Origin of the sequence: Streptomyces pactum, from assembly GCF_002005225.1 — a bacterium.
Lineage (GTDB): Bacteria > Actinomycetota > Actinomycetes > Streptomycetales > Streptomycetaceae > Streptomyces > Streptomyces pactum_A.
Window position 1 is genome coordinate 6,840,096 of record NZ_CP019724.1, and the last position, 15,539, is coordinate 6,855,634.

Below are 15,539 nucleotides of genomic sequence, written 5' to 3' on the forward strand. Positions count from 1 at the left end.
GCGCCAACCCCCTGCCTGAGCCGCTCTTCGCCGGGGCGGGAGGGGCGGGCGGGAACACGCGGAGCCGTCCGAGCCTTGAACCGGTAAGGCCTCCGGCACCGCGGACGGCCGGGCCGTCGGGTGGCGAGAACCGTGAGATCCCGGCCACCGCACCGTGACGTCGATGTGACGGCCGCATGAAACGGTTTGCCGAACATGCGTAGGGTGCAGAGAACCCATCAGGGGAACGGTGCCCCGAACGGGGCGCGGCGACGGTACGACGACGGGTGAAGGAGGGAGCCGGAGCGATGGGCGACCACAAAGATCAGCACCTCCGGGTGGGCGCTGCCGTACGACGGCGACGCCGGTCCCTCGAACTGACCCTCGCCGTCGTGTCCGAGCGCAGCGGCCTGTCCGTGCCCTTCCTGAGCCAGATCGAGAACGACCGGGCGCGGCCCAGCCAGAGTTCCCTGGAGAAGGTGGCCGACGCCCTGCGCACCACCGCCGTGGAACTGCTCGCCGCCGCCGACCCCGCATGCAGCGTCGACGTGGTCCGGGCCGAGGACCCCGACCCCGAGCTGGCGCCCAAGATGCGCTCCCTGGTGCGCGGCCACCACCAGATGCACGCCTCCGAGTTCACCGGTGACCACGACGTGGGCCGGGAACTGCAGCACCGCAACGACCAGTTGATGTTCGTCACCGAGGGTGCCGTGGAGATCGAGGCCGAGGGCCGCGCCTACCGGCTGGGGCGCGGCGACACGCTGTACCTCACCGGTGGCGTGCGGCACCGGTGGCGGGCCACGGTGCCCGACACCCGGCTGATCGTGGTCGCCGTCGCCGAGCACATCGAGGCGGTCCGGGAGGGGCCGCGCCGGTGAGGAGGTGCCGGTGAGAGTGGTCTCCCTGGTGCCGTCGCTGACCGAGGCGGTGGCCCGTACGGTTCCCGGCGCCCTGGTGGGCGCCACCGACTGGTGCAGCCACCCGGCGGGCCTCGACGTCGTACGGGTCGGCGGCACGAAGAACCCGGGGACCGAGCGGATCGTCGCCCTGGCCCCCGACCTCGTGATCGCCAACGAGGAGGAGAACCGCGCCCCCGACCTGGACACGCTGCGCGCGGCCGGTGTCGAGGTGCTGGTGACCGAGGTGCGCACCGTGCCGCAGGCCCTCACCGAGCTGGACCGGGTACTGGCCGCCTGCGGTGCGGCGTCCCGGCCCCGGTGGCTGGACGACGCGGAGGCGGCCTGGTCGGCCCCGCCGGCCCCGTCGCCGGAGAGGCGCTCCACGGCCGTGGTGCCGGTGTGGCGCAGGCCCTGGATGGTGCTGGGACGCGACACGTTCGCGGGCGACGTCCTGGCCCGCCTCGGCGTCGACCACCTGTACGCCGATCACACCGAGCGTTACCCGAGGATCCCCGTCGAGGAGCTGCGGGCGGCCCGCCCCGACGTCGTGGTCCTGCCCGACGAGCCGTACCGCTTCACCGCCGACGACGGCCCCGAGGCCTTCCCCGGCCTGTCCTGCGCCCTCGTCGACGGACGGCACCTCACGTGGTACGGGCCGTCGCTGGCCGAGGCGCCCCGGGTGCTGGGCGCGGCCCTGCGAGCAGCGCGCCGCTGACCACGCCCCGCGCGGTGTGCACGGCGGCGACGGCCCAGGCCGCGACGAGGACGGCGTACAGGACGACGGTGAGCCCGTCGTAGGCGGTGAGCCCCGTGTGCCGTGCCAGCGCCTGCGAGCCGGTCACACAGGTGCCCACCGGGAAGGTGAACGACCACCACGTCATCGAGAAGCCCATGCCCTCCCGGCGGGCCCGCACGACGTGCGCGGTGGCGAGACACAGCCACATCAGCGCGAAACCCATGACCGGAACGCCGTACAGGACGGCGAGCACCCCGAAGCCCTCGGCGTACGGGGCCGGGACCACCCCCGGGGCCACGTCCGCGAACTGCCCGACGGCGGTGGTCGACTGCCCGAGCGGTCCCAGCACCAGGAACAGCGACGGAGTGAGCGCCAGCGGCAGCGGACCGCCGGTGAGCAGCCGGCCGAAGATCACCGGCAGCGTCACCAGGGTCGCCAGCAGACTCGCCCCGAACAGCGCGACACAGGCGAGCAGCAGCGTCTCTCGGGACTGCCCCGGCGGGAGGTGCGGGACCAGCAGCGGTCCGACGGCCGCGGACACCATCGGCGCGACGAGCGGCAGCAGCCACACGGGGCTGGCCTGCCCCGGCTCTGTCCGGTGGCGTACGGCCATCAGGTACGGCACGGCGACCGCCGCCGAGAGCCCGATGACCGTACCGGCGCCGAACAGCACGGTGTCCAGCGCGACCGCGGCCCGGGTGCCGATCCAGTCCCGCCCGACGGTCAGGGCGCCCCCGCCGACGGCCAGCAGGGCCATCGACAGACAGCCGTAGAAGGGGGCCGCCGCCGGGTCGAGCAGGTGGGTGCGGGCCTGGTCGCGGTGGTGGCGCCAGTGCAGGGACCGGGCCACCAGCAGGACCGCCAGCAGGACGAGGGACAGCGCCCAGAGCGCGGTGCAGACGGCGCCCAGTCCGGGTGCCCGCCAAGGAAGCCCGGCTCCCGCGGTACCGACGACGGCGGTGCCCATGACGCAGGCGTACCAGTTGGGCCCGAGATGACGGACGGACGGGACGCGCCGGGCCGGAGCGGCGGGGGGAGACAGAGGCTGGGCTGCGGTGACCATGCGACCACGATCTCGGTGCCCGGCGCCCCTGACCAGGGACCATGTCTCTATGAGGGCATAAGCTGAGGTTATGAGCAGCAGTGCGGGCGGTACGGAGGGCGGGCAGGACGCACCGGGGCGGCACGCGGCGGGGTCACTGGCGCACCGGGTGCCGGATCTCGGGGCCATGGAGCTGCTGCTGGCGGTGGCGCGCCTGGGCAGCCTCGGCGGGGCGGCGCGCGAGCTGGGCGTCACGCAGCCGGCCGCCAGCAGCCGCATCCGCTCGATGGAGCGCCAGCTCGGGGTGGCCCTGGTGGACCGTTCGCCGCGAGGCTCCCGGCTCACCGACGCCGGTGCGCTGGTCACGGACTGGGCGCGCCGCATCGTGGAGGCGGCCGAGGCGTTCGACGCGGGCGCGCAGGCGCTGCGGGACCGGCGGGACTCCCGGCTGCGGGTGGCGGCGAGCATGACGATCGCCGAGTACCTTCTGCCGGGCTGGCTGGTCGCGCTGCGCGCCCAGTTGCCGGACACGGCGGTGTCGCTGCTCGCCGGGAACTCGACGGTGGTGGCGGAGCGCCTGCTGTCCGGTGAGGCCGACCTGGGCTTCGTGGAGGGGGTGAGCGTCCCGGCGGGCCTCGACTCGGCCGTCATCGCCCATGACCGGCTGATCGTCGTGACCGCACCGGGCCACCCGTGGGCCCGTCGCCGGCGCCCGCTCGCGGCGGCGGAACTGGCGGCCACCCCGCTGATCCTGCGGGAGAAGGGGTCGGGCACCCGGCAGGTCCTGGACGCGGCCCTGGGCGGTCTGGCCCGCCCCCTCATCGAACTGTCGTCGACCACGGCGGTGAAGGCGGCGGCCGTCAGCGGCGCGGGCCCGTCCGTCCTCAGCGAACTCGCCGTCGGCGAGGAGCTCGCCACCCGGCGCCTGGTGAGCGTGCCCGTGGCGGACGTCGCCCTGGCCCGCGACCTGCGCGCGGTATGGCCCACGGGCCACCGCCCGACGGGCCCCGCACGGCAACTGCTGTCACTGACGCGGGCGTAGGCCGACCCCCGCGGTCTGTCCGTGGCAGGGCTGTGTGCCCCTGGTCCGTCCGTGGCCGGGCCGCGTGCTCCCGGAGCCGCGCTTGCCCGGCCCGCCCGTACCGGTTCCCGGTCGCCCCGCCCGGCCACACCGGGGCGGAGCCGGCTCGGCCGGGGGGCCCGCGCCGTCGCCGGGCCGGTTCGGTTCAGGCCGGGCCCGCCGCCTGCACCAGGGCTCGCATCACCCGTACGTCCCGGCCCATCTCCGGATGCCACTGCACGCCGAGGACCCAGCCCGGCCCGGACGGCAGCTCCAGGGCCTCCACGGTGCCGTCCGCGGCGTGGGCCGACGCGACGAGACCGGCGCCGATCCGGTCCACCGCCTGGTGGTGGTAGGTCGGCACGAACAGCTCCTCGGGCACGACGCCGGCGTACAGCGATCCCGGCACCGGCCTGACCGGGTGGCCGCCGAACACGCCCACCGCCTCGGCGTGGCCCTCGATGTGCTGGACGAGGGTCCCGCCCAGGGCGACGTTGAGGAGCTGCATGCCCCGGCAGATGCCCAGCAGCGGGACGTGCGTGGCCAGGGCCGCCTCGATGAGCGCCAGTTCCCAGGTGTCCCGGGCCCGGGCGGGCGGGCCGGTGCGCGGGCCGGGTTCGGCGCCGTAGCGGACCGGCTCCACGTCCGGACCGCCCGCGATCACCAGCCCGTCGAGGCGGGCGACGGCGGCGGCGGCGTGCTCCGGCGCGTCCGGCGGAAGCATCGCGGCCAGTCCCCCCGCCCGCTGCACGAGCCGCGGATATCCGGCCGGCAGCAGTGCCGCCTCCAGCTCCCACACGCCCCAGCGCGCCCCGGACTCCAGGTACGTGCTGACGCCGATCAGCGGCCTGCCCGCCATCCGACCTCCCGGTGAGGACCATCAATGGACGTGTACATACCTTTGCCGCACGGCATCGTCGCGGCAAGCCGCTCACGCCAGGAACCCGCGCAGCAGCGCCGCCGTCCCCGCGCAGTGCTCCCGTGCGATCTCCCGCGCCCCGTCCGCGTCCCCGTCGAGCACGGCCTCCACCAGCGCGGTGTGCTGCCGCTGGGAGTGCTCCAGGTTGCGCACCAGCAGCGGGATGCAGTCCAGCAGGTCGTTGAGGGTGGCGCGGACGGCCGCGTACTGCGCCGCCAGGGCCGGTGAGCCGCACAGCCCGGCGAGGGTGAGATGCAGCCGCGTGTCCAGCCGGCGGTACTCCGCCAGCGGCGCGTCCCGCGTGCCGGCCAGCGCCTCGCGCAGCCGCGCCGCCCCCGCGTCCGCGTCCGCCGGCCCGTGCGCCGCGCACAGCCCGGCCGCGCCCACCTCCAGCACCTCCCGGAAGCGCAACACGTCCTCGAGGTCGACCCCGGCGACCCGGCGCCGCAGCTCGTCCTCGCCGCCCGCGTCCGCACGCGGCAGCACGAACGTTCCGCCGTACCGGCCGCGCCGGGCCTCCACCAGCCCCTGGTCCTGGAGCACCCTCAGCACCTCGCGCAGCGTCACCCGGCTGATCCCCAGCCGCTCCGCCAGCTCCCGCTCGGCCGGCAGCCGCTCGCCCCCCGACACCAGGCCCAGCCTGACGACCTGGAGGATCTGCTCCAGTGCCTCCTCGAAGCCGTTGCCGGCCCGCACCGTCCGCAGCACCGGTGCGAGCCGGTCCGTCACGCTCCCGCCGGTTTCCTCCGGCATGCGGCCGCGCCCCCTTCCCAAGCAATGGTTCCCGGCAATACCTTATGGCTCCCGGTCACAAGGAGGCTCTCCCCGTGCCAGACCGCACACCCCCGCTCGGGGTCGAGGAACTGCACGCCCTCGTCGCGGGCGGTGAGATCGACACCGTCGTCCTGGCCTTCCCCGACATGCAGGGCCGCCTCCAGGGCAAGCGGTTCGCCGCGCGCTTCTTCCTCGACGAGGTCCTCCGGCACGGCACCGAGGGCTGCAACTACCTCCTCGCCGTGGACGCCGACATGAACACCGTCGACGGCTACGCGATGTCCTCGTGGGACCGCGGCTACGGCGACTTCGCCATGCACGCCGACATGGACACCCTGCGCCGCCTGCCGTGGAACGAGGGCACCGCGATGGTCGTCGCCGACCTCGCCTGGGAGGACGGCACACCGGTGCTCGCCGCGCCCCGCCGGATCCTGCGCCGCCAACTGGAACGCCTCACCGGCCACGGCTACACCGCGCGGGCCGGCACGGAGCTGGAGTTCATCGTCTTCCGGGACACCTACGAACAGGCCTGGGACGCCGGCTACCGCGGCCTGACCCCGGCCAACCAGTACAACGTCGACTACTCGGTCCTCGGCACCGGCCGCGTCGAACCCCTGCTGCGCCGCATCCGCAACGAGATGGCCGGCGCCGGCCTCACCGTCGAGTCCGCCAAGGGCGAGTGCAACCCCGGCCAGCACGAGATCGTCTTCCGCTACGACGAGGCCCTGGTCACCTGCGACCAGCACGCGGTCTACAAGACCGGCGCCAAGGAGATCGCCGCCCAGGAGGGCATGTCCCTCACCTTCATGGCCAAGTACAACGAGCGCGAGGGCAACTCCTGCCACATCCACCTCTCCCTCGCCGACGCCCACGGCAACAGCGCCATGGCCGGGGACGGGGCGGGCGGCATGTCCGAGGTCATGCGGCACTTCCTCGCCGGACAACTGGTGGCGCTGCGCGAGTTCTCCCTCCTCTACGCCCCGCACATCAACTCGTACAAGCGCTTCCAGCCCGGCTCCTTCGCCCCGACCGCCGTCGCCTGGGGCCACGACAACCGCACCTGCGCCCTGCGCGTCGTCGGCCACGGCCGCTCGCTCCGCTTCGAGAACCGGCTCCCCGGGGGCGACGTCAACCCGTACCTCGCGGTGGCGGGCATGGTCGCGGCCGGTCTGCACGGCGTCGAGCAACGGCTGGAGCTGCCCGACGCCTGCGCCGGCAACGCCTACACCGCCGACTACGAGCACGTCCCCACCACCCTGCGCGAGGCCGCCGAGCTGTGGGAGAACAGCACCCTCGCCAAGGCCGCCTTCGGGGACGACGTCGTCGCCCACTACCGCAACATGGCGCGCGTCGAACTGGACGCCTACGACGCCGCCGTCACGGACTGGGAGCTGCGCCGCTCCTTCGAACGGATGTGAGGCACCAGTTGTCCGACGCGTCGCCCGACCGGCTGCGGGTACTGAACCCCGCCACCGAAGAGACCCTCGCCACCGTCCCCGCCGCCACCGCGGCCGACGTCGACGCCGCCGTCGTACGGGCCGCCCGGGCGCAGACCACCTGGGCCGCCCTCGCCCCCGGCGACCGCGCCCGGCTGCTGCGCCGGTTCGCCACCGCCGTCGACGAGCACCTGGAGGAGCTGGCCGGACTGGAGGTCCGGGAGGCCGGGCACACCATCGGCAACGCCCGCTGGGAGGCCGGCAACGTCCGCGACCTGCTCGACTACGCAGCCGGGGGAGTGGAGCGGCTCTGCGGACGGCAGATCCCGGTCGCCGGCGGCCTGGACGTGACCATCCTCGAACCGCTCGGCGTCGTCGGCGTCATCGCGCCCTGGAACTTCCCGATGCCGATCGCGGCCTGGGGCACCGCACCGGCCCTGGCGGCGGGCAACGCCGTCCTGCTCAAGCCCGCCGAGACGACCCCGCTGACCGCGCTGCGCCTGGCCGAACTCGCCCTGGCGGCCGGCCTCCCCGAAGGCCTCTTCCAGGTGCTGCCCGGCCGTGGTCCGGTCGCGGGCGACGCGCTCGTCGGGCATCCGGGCGTGGCCAAGATCGTGTTCACCGGGTCGACCCGGGTGGGCCGGCGGGTGGCGGCCAAGGGCGCGGCGCTCCTCAAGCCCGTCACCCTCGAACTCGGCGGCAAGAGCCCCAACATCGTCTTCGCCGACGCCGACATCGAGGCCGCCGCGGCGGCCACGCCCATGTCCTTCCTCGACAACTCCGGCCAGGACTGCTGCGCCCGCACCCGCATCCTCGTCCAGCGCACGGTGTACGACCGCTTCCTCGCCCTCCTGGCCCCCGCGATCGAGTCCGTCCTCGTCGGCGACCCGGCCGACGAGCGCACCGACATGGGCCCGCTGATCTCCCGCGCCCAACTGGACCGCGTCCGCTCCCACGTCCCCGCCGACGCCGACGGCATCCGCGGCAAGGCCCCCGAGGGCGGACCCGGTTTCTGGTTCCCGCCCACCGTCCTCACCGGAGTCGACGCCCACGCGCGCGTGGCCGTCGAGGAGGTCTTCGGGCCCGTCGCCGTCGTCCTGCCCTTCGACGACGAGGCCGACGCGGTCCGCCTGGCCAACGCCACCGACTACGGGCTGTCCGGCTCGCTGTGGACCCGGGACGTCGGCCGCGCCCTGCGCGTGTCGAACGCGGTCCGCGCCGGGAATTTGTCCGTCAACTCCCACTCCAGCGTCCGCTACTGGACGCCGTTCGGCGGGTTCGAGCAGTCCGGCCTCGGCCGCGAACTCGGCCCGGACGCGCTGACCGCCTTCACCGAGACCAAGAACGTCTTCATCAGCAACGTCCCGTAACGTCCCGTCGAGCACGGAGGACCCCGCACAGTGAGCGAAGACATCGTCTGCCGCCGGCTCGTCGGCCGTACCGCCGTCGTCACCGGAGCGGGCAGCGGCATCGGCCTCGCCGCCTCCCGCCGGCTGGCCTCCGAGGGCGCGCACGTCGTCTGCGGTGACGTGGACGAGACCCGGGGCAAGGCGGCGGCCGAGGAGACCGGCGGCACCTTCGTCCACGCCGACGTCACCGACCCCGAGCAGGTCGAGGCGCTGTTCAGGGCGGCGTACGACACCTACGGCAGCGTCGACGTCGCGTTCAACAACGCCGGTATCTCGCCGCCCGACGACGACTCCATCCTGGAGACGGGACTGGAGGCGTGGAAGCGCGTCCAGGAGGTCAACCTCACCTCCGTCTACCTGTGCTGCAAGGCCGCCATCCCCTACATGCGGCGCCAGGGCAGGGGGTCCGTCATCAACACCGCGTCCTTCGTGGCCCGGATGGGCGCGGCCACCTCGCAGATCTCGTACACCGCCTCCAAGGGCGGCGTCCTCGCGATGTCCCGTGAACTGGGCGTGCAATTCGCCCGGGAGGGCATCCGCGTCAACGCCCTCTGCCCCGGCCCGGTCAACACCCCGCTCCTGCGGGAGCTGTTCGCCAAGGACCCGGAGCGGGCCGCGCGCCGCCTCGTGCACATCCCGCCAGGACGGTTCGCCGAGGCCGAGGAGATCGCCGCCGCCGTCGCGTTCCTGGCCAGCGACGACTCCTCCTTCGTGAACGCCACCGACTTCCTGGTGGACGGCGGGATTTCCGGGGCGTACGTCACACCGCTGTAGATCGCCGCGGGCGGCGTCCTACAGTGCCGGAATGAGCATGACGCCGCCGCCCGGCTGGTACCGCGATCCGTCGGCCCCGCACCAGGAGCGCTGGTGGGACGGCACGGCCTGGACGGAGCACCGGCGCGCACCCGAGCCCACCGGGTTCGGAGCGCCCCCGCCCCCGCAGCAGCCCGTACCCCAGCAGCCGGTGCGGTACCAGCAGCCGATGGACCCGTGGCAGGCCGTGCCTCACATGCGGCCCGGGCAGGCGTCGACCGTGCCGCTGGTCACGGGCGCCGGCCCCGGACAGCAGCGGTCCGCGGGCGGCGGCGGGCGCGGGAAGGCCGTCGCCCTCACCACCGCGGCGGCCGTGCTGGTCGCGGCGATCGTCACCGGCGTGTTCGTCCTCGGCGACGACGACGGCCCCGAGGCACGGACCCCACCGGCCACGGCCACGTCCACCGTCCCGGAACCGGTGACCGCGACACCGACCCCCTCGCCGACGCCCACCGAATCCTCCGCCGACACCCCGGCCGTGGTCGAGGACCAGCTCAACGGCATCACCTTCCCGCTGCCGGACGGCTGGGTCCTGCCGAAGTACGTCACCGAGGACGACGTCATGATGACCACGGACGGCACCTACGACTGCCCCGGCGACGGCGGCGTGTGCCGGCACGGCCTGGTCATCTCCCGCACCGTCACGGCGAACGCCGAGTCCTCGCCGAAGGTCCTCGCCGAGCAGGACATCGAGGACGCGGCCGACGACGCCTACGACCGCGACCTGATCGGCAACAAGCCCTTCGGCGGCCTCGAGTCCCACGAGCAGGTGGCGTCCGGACCGGTCGCGGTCGCCGGCCGCGCCGGGTACTACGTGCGCTGGCGGGTGAAGACGGCCAAGGGCCCCGGCGGCTACGTGCAGTCGATGGTGTTCCCCTCCACCGTCGGCACCGAGTCCCCGATCCTCGTCCGCTACGTCTTCGACGCCGGCGAGGACGGACCGCCGCTCGACGACATGGACCGGATCACCGAGGGCATCCGGCCCGTCGGCGACGCGGACACGGGCGGCGGCGTGGGCAGCGGTATCGGCCCCTCGAACTGACCGGCACGGGCCACGGGCCACGGGCTACAGGAAGGTGTGCCCCTCGCCCCGGTACGTCGGCACCGTCGCCGTCACCGCGTCCCCCTCCACCAGGTGCAGCGCGTCGAACCGCTCGCACAGCTCACCGGCCTTGGCGTGCCGGAACCACACCTTGTCGCCGATGAGGAGGTCGTCGGCGGGCGACCCGAGCAGCGGCGTCTGCACCTCCCCGGCGCCCTCCTGGGAGTCGTAGCGCAGGCCCTCGGGCAGGTACGGCACCGGCAGCCGGTCGGCGCCGGGCGCGCCGGAGGCCGGATAGCCGCCGCCGAGGACGGCAACGGCGCCGACCCCCGGCCGGCGCACGACGGGCTGGGCGAACAGCGCCGCCGGACGGCCCCGGAACGACGTGTAGTTGTCGAACAGCCGCGGCACGTACAGCCCGGAACCGGCGGCGATCTCGGTGACCGCGTCCTCCGCGGCGGTGTGCTGCACGCTGCCCGTGCCGCCGCCGTTGACGAACTCCAGGCCGGGCACCACGGCCCGGACCGCCCGCACCACCGCGGCACGCCGCTCGGCGAGTTCCCGGCGGGCGGCGGCCTGCATCAGCCGCACCGCCCGCGACCGCAGCGGCCGGCCGGCCACCGCGTCCCCGACCCCGGCGACATGGCCCTCGTACGCCATGATGCCGACGACCTCGAACCCGGGCCGGCGGGCCACCGCGCGGGCCAGGTCGGCGACCTGGGCGGGGGAGTGCAGTGGGGAGCGCCGGGCCCCGACCCGCACCCGCCCGCCGAGCAGCTTCAGCGAGGTGTCCAACTCCAGGCACACCCGCACGACTTCCCGGCCGCCGTCGCGCGCGGCGTCGATGCGGTCCAACTGCGCCGGGTCGTCGATCATGACGGTCACGGCGGAGGCGAGCTTGGGGTCGGCGGTCAGCTCGGCGTACCGGGCGCGGTCCGCCGACGGATAGGCGAGGAGTACGTCCGTGAAACCGGAGCGCGCCAGCCACAGGGACTCGGCCAGCGTGAACGACATGAGGCCCGCGAAACCGTCCCTGGCCAGGGCCCGTTCGAGCAGCGCACGGCAGCGTACGGACTTGCTGGCGACCCGGATCGGCTTGCCGCCCGCCCGGCGGACCAGATCGTCCGCGTTGGCGTCGAAGGCCTCCAGGTCCACGATCGCCACGGGGGCGTCCAGATGGGCGGTGGCCCGGTCGTAACGGGCCCGGTCGGCGGCGCGCGCAGTCATGGAGGCAGCCTGCCAGACAGGAATACCGCAGGGTAGGGGGACGTTCCGGGCCAATGCCACGGGCGCGCGGACTGGTTCCCCGCGGGGCGGGGTCACGCCGTAGAGTGACGCGCACGCACGGTGGAACGACCCGGGCGGCAGGACCCGTGGTCCACGCCGGGACGGCGTTCCACCCGTGCGGGTACGCGTGCCCGGGACGGATCGGTCCGCGCCGGGGCGGGAGACGACATCACCGGCCCGCGTCGGAGAACGGGCCGGGCCCGAGGAAGAGGAGACGGGGGGCGCATGAGCACGGAAGCACGCCGCGCCTCCGTCCCCCCGCACCCCGAGACCCCGCCCCGCCCGAGCGCCCCGCCCCGCCCGGGCACGCCGCCCGGCCCGGAGGCACCGCCACGTCCCGGCACCCCGCCCCGCCCGGGACAGGCGCCGGCGGCGCGTGGCAGCGACACGCACATCCCGCACTCCGCCTCCCACCGCGGTACCGGCGCGCCCTCGGCGCCGGAGGGCGACGACGCCCCGCAGCGGCGTACGGCGGGGGCGGGGCGGGTGGACGCGACCGCCTCCGCGGGCGGCGCCCGGGACGCCGGTACGTCCACGCCGGACGGGGACGGCGCCCCCGAGGCCCCCGGCGCCGGTGGCGGCGCCCGGCCCCGCTACCCGCGCTTCCGCCTCACCGACTCCCGACGCGCCGACCCCGCGGCCCCGCCGCCCCGTGCCTCCGCCCGCTTCCCCGACGTCCCGCCGACCGCCGGTCGCGCGACCCCGGGCGGGAGCGGCACGCCGGAGACCCCGACGGAGACACCGCCCCGCCGCCCCGGCGCCCCCGCGGAGACCTCGACGGAGACGACCACCCGCCTGCGTCCGATCCCGGCCGAACCGGCACCCGTTCCGGCGCCGGACCTTCGACCGCGACCGCAAGCATCAGGACCGGACGTTCGACCGCGACCGCAAGCATCAGGTCCGGAGCGGCGGCCGCAACCGCAAGCATCACAACCGGAGCGGCGACCGCGACCGCAAGCACCGCAGCCGGGACGGCGACCGGCGCCCACCCCGTCCTCCGACCCGGCGGCCCTCTCTCCAAGCGCCGCCACGCCGGACCCCGCCTTCTCCTGGAGCGCCCCGGCGGCGCCCGGCGACGGGCGGCCGCGTGTGTCGTTCGGGGAGCCCGAGGGGTACGACGAGCTCGCCCGGCCGCGTCCGCTCGGCGGGCGGCTGCGGCCCCAGGCCGTCGCCGCGGCCGTCTGCCTCGTGCTCGGGACGGGCCTCGTCACCGGTGCCGTCACCGGTAGCTGGCTCGCCGGGGACTCCGGGGACGGCGGCGCGCGCGGCGCGTTCGCCGAGGCCGGGGAGCTGTGGCACAGCGTGCCGGTCGACCAGCTCTTCCCGGCCACCGTGCGGGGACAGGGCGCGGGCCCCGGCGGCGCCGACCGCACCTGGACGCGGGTCGCCGTCGCCCCGGACCGCGACTGCGCGGGCGCCTTCGACCCGCTGCTGGCCAAGGTCCTCGACCCGATCGGCTGCCGGCGCCTGCTGCGCGCGACCTACACCGACGCCACCCGGAGCTACGTCACCACCGTCGGCCTGCTCTTCGCCAAGGCCGACGCCGCCGCCATGACCTCACTGGCGGGCCGGTTCGAGAAGGAGGGGCTGGGCCGCCGGGAGGACCTCATGCCGCTGCCGTACGCCGCGAAGGACACCGTCGCCGCCGGATTCGGCACCGGGCAGCGGGCCTCGTGGACCGTCTCCGTCCTCACCGACGCCCCCGTCGTCGTCTACGCCGTGTCCGGCTGGGCCGACGCCCGCACCGTCGACGAGCCGGAGCCCGCCGAGCAGGCCATGGAGTCCGGCGCCACGTCGGCCCCCGCCCAGGCCGGCCTCGGCCACGAGGCACAGGGCCTCGCCGACCGCGTCGAACGCGCCCTGCGCAAGAACGTCGGCCCGGCCACGGAGCGCCCGTCGTGACCGCCGCCCGAACCCGCCGCGGGACAGGCGCCCTGAGCCTCCTCGTCGCCGCCGCCCTCGTCCTCGTCCCGGCGCCCGCCGCGCACGCCGACGGCATCCGCGCCCAGCAGTGGGCGCTGGACGCCATGCACACCCAGGAGGCGTGGCGGACCACCAAGGGCGCAGGCGTCACCGTCGCCGTCCTGGACACCGGCGTCGAGGCCGACCACCCCGACCTGACCGGCAACGTCCTCCCCGGCAAGGACCTGGTCGGTTTCGGCGCGAGCGAGGGAGACCGCGCCTGGGCCCGGCACGGCACCGCCATGGCCGGGATCATCGCCGGGCACGGTCACGGCGCGGGCCGCGCCGACGGCGTCATGGGCATCGCCCCTCAGGCGAAGATCCTGCCCCTGCGCGTGATCCTGGAGGACGGCGACCCGTCCCGCGCCAAGGCCCGCAAGACCCGCGGCAACGCCCTCGCCGAGGGCATCCGCTGGGCGGCCGACCACGGCGCCGACATCATCAACCTCTCCCTCGGCGACGACTCGGCCTCCGCCCACCCCGAACCCGCCGAGGACGAGGCCATCCAGTACGCCCTGAAGAAGGGCGTGGTCGTCGTCGCCTCGGCCGGCAACGGCGGCGAGAAGGGCGACCACATCTCCTACCCGGCCGCCTACCCGGGCGTGATCGCCGCGACCGCCGTCGACCGCTACGGCACCCGTGCCTCCTTCTCCACCCGCCGCTGGTACGCCACGGTCAGCGCCCCCGGCGTCGACGTGATCATCGCGGACCCCGACCACCGCTACTACGAGGGCTGGGGCACCAGCGCCGCCTCCGCCTTCATCTCCGGAGCCGCCGCCCTGGTGAAGTCCGCCCACCCGGACCTCACCCCGGCCCAGGTCAAGAGTCTCCTGGAGGACACGGCCCGTAACGCCCCCGCCGGGGGCCGCGACGACTCCCGCGGCTACGGCTTCGTCGACCCCGCCGCAGCCATCGAGGCGGCCGGACGGCTGAAGCCGGAGGGGCTGAAGCCGGCGGCGTACGGAGAGAAGTACTTCGGCCCCGGCCCCGACGCCCCCGCCTCCGACGACGACACCTCCGCCTGGGCGGCCCCGCTGGCCGGCAGCGCGGGCGGCGTCATGATCGTCGCGGCCGTCGTCCTGTGGCGGGGCCGCCGCGAACGCTACGACGCCTTCTGACTCCGGGCGGCGCCGTCGGCCGTGCCGCCCTTCCCGGCGAACACGGACACCGCCGCCCGCGCCGCCGCCTCGGTGAGCGAGACCCCCTCCGCCCGGGTCGCGCTGCCCCGCGACACCACCGCCACCAGGCGGTCGTGACCACCCGACGTGACCCGCCCGATGCTGTTGACCACCCACAGCCCGGTGGTGCTGCGCCGCAGCCAGCCGTTCTTCAGCGCCCACCCCGAGCCGCCGCCACCCGAGCCGCCGCCACCCGAGCCGTCGCCACCCGAGCCGCCGCCACCCGAGCCGCCGTCGGCCGCCGCCGACACACCCCAGCGCTGACCGTCGGCGATCCCTGCCATCAGCCCTCGCACATACGCCCGTGAGGCCGCGCTCAGCTCGGAACCGTCCGCCACGAACACCTGCCGCAGCAGCGTGACCTGGTCGGCGGCCGTGGTCCGGGTCAGCCCCCACAGCGGGCCGTCGCCGCCGTCGGTCCCCGTCAACCCGAAGCGCTCGTTCGCGGCGTCGAGCCCCTCCGCCGTCCCGATCGTCCGCCACAGTGCCGACGCGGAGTCGTTGTCACTGTGCTCGATCATGGCGACGGCGTACGCCTTCTCGGCCGCGGTCAGCGCGCGCCCCGCGTCCTGTGCCTGGAGCAGCAGCGCCGCCAGGATGTCGACCTTGACGATGCTCGCCGTGTCGAAGACACCCGTGCCGTACGAGGCGCTCTCGCCCGAGTCCGGGTCGAGCACCGCCACGGACACCTCGGCGCCGTCCGCGACGGAAACCCGCGCCATGGCCTCGGCCAGCAGCGCGTCCCGGTCCACGACCGGCCCGACCGTCTCCACCGATGCCTCCCCGCCCGAGGGTGCCGAGGCCGACGACGATACGGCGCCGCCCCCGCCGGGGCGCGCGTGCCCCCGCCCCTGCCGGTACGGCGCCCCGGTGGCCGCACCGGCGACGGCGAACGCGATCAGGGCGGCACACACCGGCGCGCGCCGTCGCCGCGGCCTTCGGGCTCGCCGGGCCGGCCGGGCTCTGGAGGACTCTGGAGGACTCCATGCCCGTGAGCCTTCAG

At 75.2% G+C, this 15,539-nt stretch carries 14 protein-coding genes; 9 read left to right on the forward strand and 5 right to left on the reverse strand.

Translation table 11 applies throughout. The annotated features are described in order from the left end of the window. Positions 1-287: 287 nt before the first annotated feature. Positions 288-857 carry a helix-turn-helix domain-containing protein gene (locus B1H29_RS29440; protein WP_055416046.1) on the forward strand — a complete coding sequence of 190 codons (570 nt, stop codon included), beginning with the start codon at positions 288-290 and terminating at the stop codon, positions 855-857. Positions 858-867: 10 nt separating this feature from the next. Further along, on the forward strand, positions 868-1,593 hold the full coding sequence (locus tag B1H29_RS29445; RefSeq protein WP_055416045.1) for a helical backbone metal receptor: 726 nt from the start codon (positions 868-870) through the stop codon (positions 1,591-1,593). Here B1H29_RS29445 and B1H29_RS29450 read toward each other — a convergent pair. After that, positions 1,520-2,677 (reverse strand): TDT family transporter, encoded by a 1,158-nt coding sequence (locus tag B1H29_RS29450; RefSeq protein WP_055416044.1) that lies wholly within the window; start codon positions 2,675-2,677, stop codon positions 1,520-1,522. The genes B1H29_RS29445 and B1H29_RS29450 overlap by 74 nt on opposite strands. Positions 2,678-2,747: 70 nt before the next feature. On the opposite strand from B1H29_RS29450, the gene B1H29_RS29455 reads away from it, so the two are divergent. Further along, positions 2,748-3,698, forward strand: coding sequence for a LysR family transcriptional regulator (locus B1H29_RS29455; RefSeq protein ID WP_055416043.1), 951 nt, complete (start codon positions 2,748-2,750; stop codon positions 3,696-3,698). Positions 3,699-3,882: 184 nt separating this feature from the next. Here the strand turns inward: B1H29_RS29455 and B1H29_RS29460 are convergent, their stop codons facing one another. Both B1H29_RS29460 and B1H29_RS29465 read right to left on the reverse strand, forming a co-directional pair. After that, positions 3,883-4,575 carry a gamma-glutamyl-gamma-aminobutyrate hydrolase family protein gene (locus B1H29_RS29460; protein WP_055416042.1) on the reverse strand — a complete coding sequence of 231 codons (693 nt, stop codon included), beginning with the start codon at positions 4,573-4,575 and terminating at the stop codon, positions 3,883-3,885. Between the two features lie 72 nt (positions 4,576-4,647). Then, the gene (locus tag B1H29_RS29465) at positions 4,648-5,388 is read right to left on the reverse strand and encodes a FadR/GntR family transcriptional regulator (protein ID WP_055416041.1); all 741 of its coding nucleotides are present in this window, start codon (positions 5,386-5,388) and stop codon (positions 4,648-4,650) included. A gap of 74 nt (positions 5,389-5,462) precedes the next feature. On the opposite strand from B1H29_RS29465, the gene B1H29_RS29470 reads away from it, so the two are divergent. The 4 genes from B1H29_RS29470 to B1H29_RS29485 are packed head-to-tail and all read left to right on the forward strand — an operon-like array spanning position 5,463 to position 10,109. Further along, positions 5,463-6,827 (forward strand): glutamine synthetase family protein, encoded by a 1,365-nt coding sequence (locus tag B1H29_RS29470; protein WP_055416040.1) that lies wholly within the window; start codon positions 5,463-5,465, stop codon positions 6,825-6,827. 8 nt (positions 6,828-6,835) lie between these two features. Then, positions 6,836-8,215, forward strand: coding sequence for an aldehyde dehydrogenase family protein (locus tag B1H29_RS29475; protein ID WP_055416039.1), 1,380 nt, complete (start codon positions 6,836-6,838; stop codon positions 8,213-8,215). A 30-nt stretch (positions 8,216-8,245) separates the two neighbouring features. Continuing rightward, the gene (locus B1H29_RS29480) at positions 8,246-9,028 is read left to right on the forward strand and encodes a 3-oxoacyl-ACP reductase (protein WP_055416038.1); all 783 of its coding nucleotides are present in this window, start codon (positions 8,246-8,248) and stop codon (positions 9,026-9,028) included. Between the two features lie 37 nt (positions 9,029-9,065). Continuing rightward, positions 9,066-10,109: a DUF2510 domain-containing protein gene (locus tag B1H29_RS29485; protein WP_055416037.1), complete on the forward strand. Its 1,044-nt coding sequence runs from the start codon at positions 9,066-9,068 to the stop codon at positions 10,107-10,109. Positions 10,110-10,133: 24 nt separating this feature from the next. On the opposite strand, the gene B1H29_RS29490 is transcribed toward B1H29_RS29485, so the two are convergent. After that, positions 10,134-11,336 (reverse strand): amino acid deaminase/aldolase, encoded by a 1,203-nt coding sequence (locus B1H29_RS29490; RefSeq protein ID WP_055416036.1) that lies wholly within the window; start codon positions 11,334-11,336, stop codon positions 10,134-10,136. Between the two features lie 1,149 nt (positions 11,337-12,485). On the opposite strand from B1H29_RS29490, the gene B1H29_RS29495 reads away from it, so the two are divergent. After that, on the forward strand, positions 12,486-13,298 hold the full coding sequence (locus B1H29_RS29495; RefSeq protein WP_055416035.1) for a hypothetical protein: 813 nt from the start codon (positions 12,486-12,488) through the stop codon (positions 13,296-13,298). Further along, a complete protein-coding gene (gene mycP, locus B1H29_RS29500) occupies positions 13,295-14,476 on the forward strand; it encodes a type VII secretion-associated serine protease mycosin (RefSeq protein ID WP_055416034.1) in 1,182 nt (393 codons plus the stop codon). Before B1H29_RS29495 ends, mycP begins: the two co-directional genes overlap by 4 nt. On the opposite strand, the gene B1H29_RS29505 is transcribed toward mycP, so the two are convergent. After that, positions 14,461-15,309, reverse strand: coding sequence for a hypothetical protein (locus B1H29_RS29505; protein WP_324610955.1), 849 nt, complete (start codon positions 15,307-15,309; stop codon positions 14,461-14,463). The genes mycP and B1H29_RS29505 overlap by 16 nt on opposite strands. Positions 15,310-15,539 lie beyond the last annotated feature (230 nt).

Bases quoted from the DNA above. Each gene is read 5' to 3' on its own strand.
- B1H29_RS29440 (WP_055416046.1), top strand. From the start codon at position 288: ATGGGCGACCACAAAGATCAGCACCTCCGGGTGGGCGCTGCCGTACGA.
- B1H29_RS29450 (WP_055416044.1), bottom strand. From the start codon at position 2,677: ATGGTCACCGCAGCCCAGCCTCTGTCTCCCCCCGCCGCTCCGGCCCGG.
- B1H29_RS29455 (WP_055416043.1), top strand. From the start codon at position 2,748: ATGAGCAGCAGTGCGGGCGGTACGGAGGGCGGGCAGGACGCACCGGGG.
- B1H29_RS29460 (WP_055416042.1), bottom strand. From the start codon at position 4,575: ATGGCGGGCAGGCCGCTGATCGGCGTCAGCACGTACCTGGAGTCCGGG.
- B1H29_RS29465 (WP_055416041.1), bottom strand. From the start codon at position 5,388: ATGCCGGAGGAAACCGGCGGGAGCGTGACGGACCGGCTCGCACCGGTG.
- B1H29_RS29485 (WP_055416037.1), top strand. From the start codon at position 9,066: ATGACGCCGCCGCCCGGCTGGTACCGCGATCCGTCGGCCCCGCACCAG.
- B1H29_RS29490 (WP_055416036.1), bottom strand. From the start codon at position 11,336: ATGACTGCGCGCGCCGCCGACCGGGCCCGTTACGACCGGGCCACCGCC.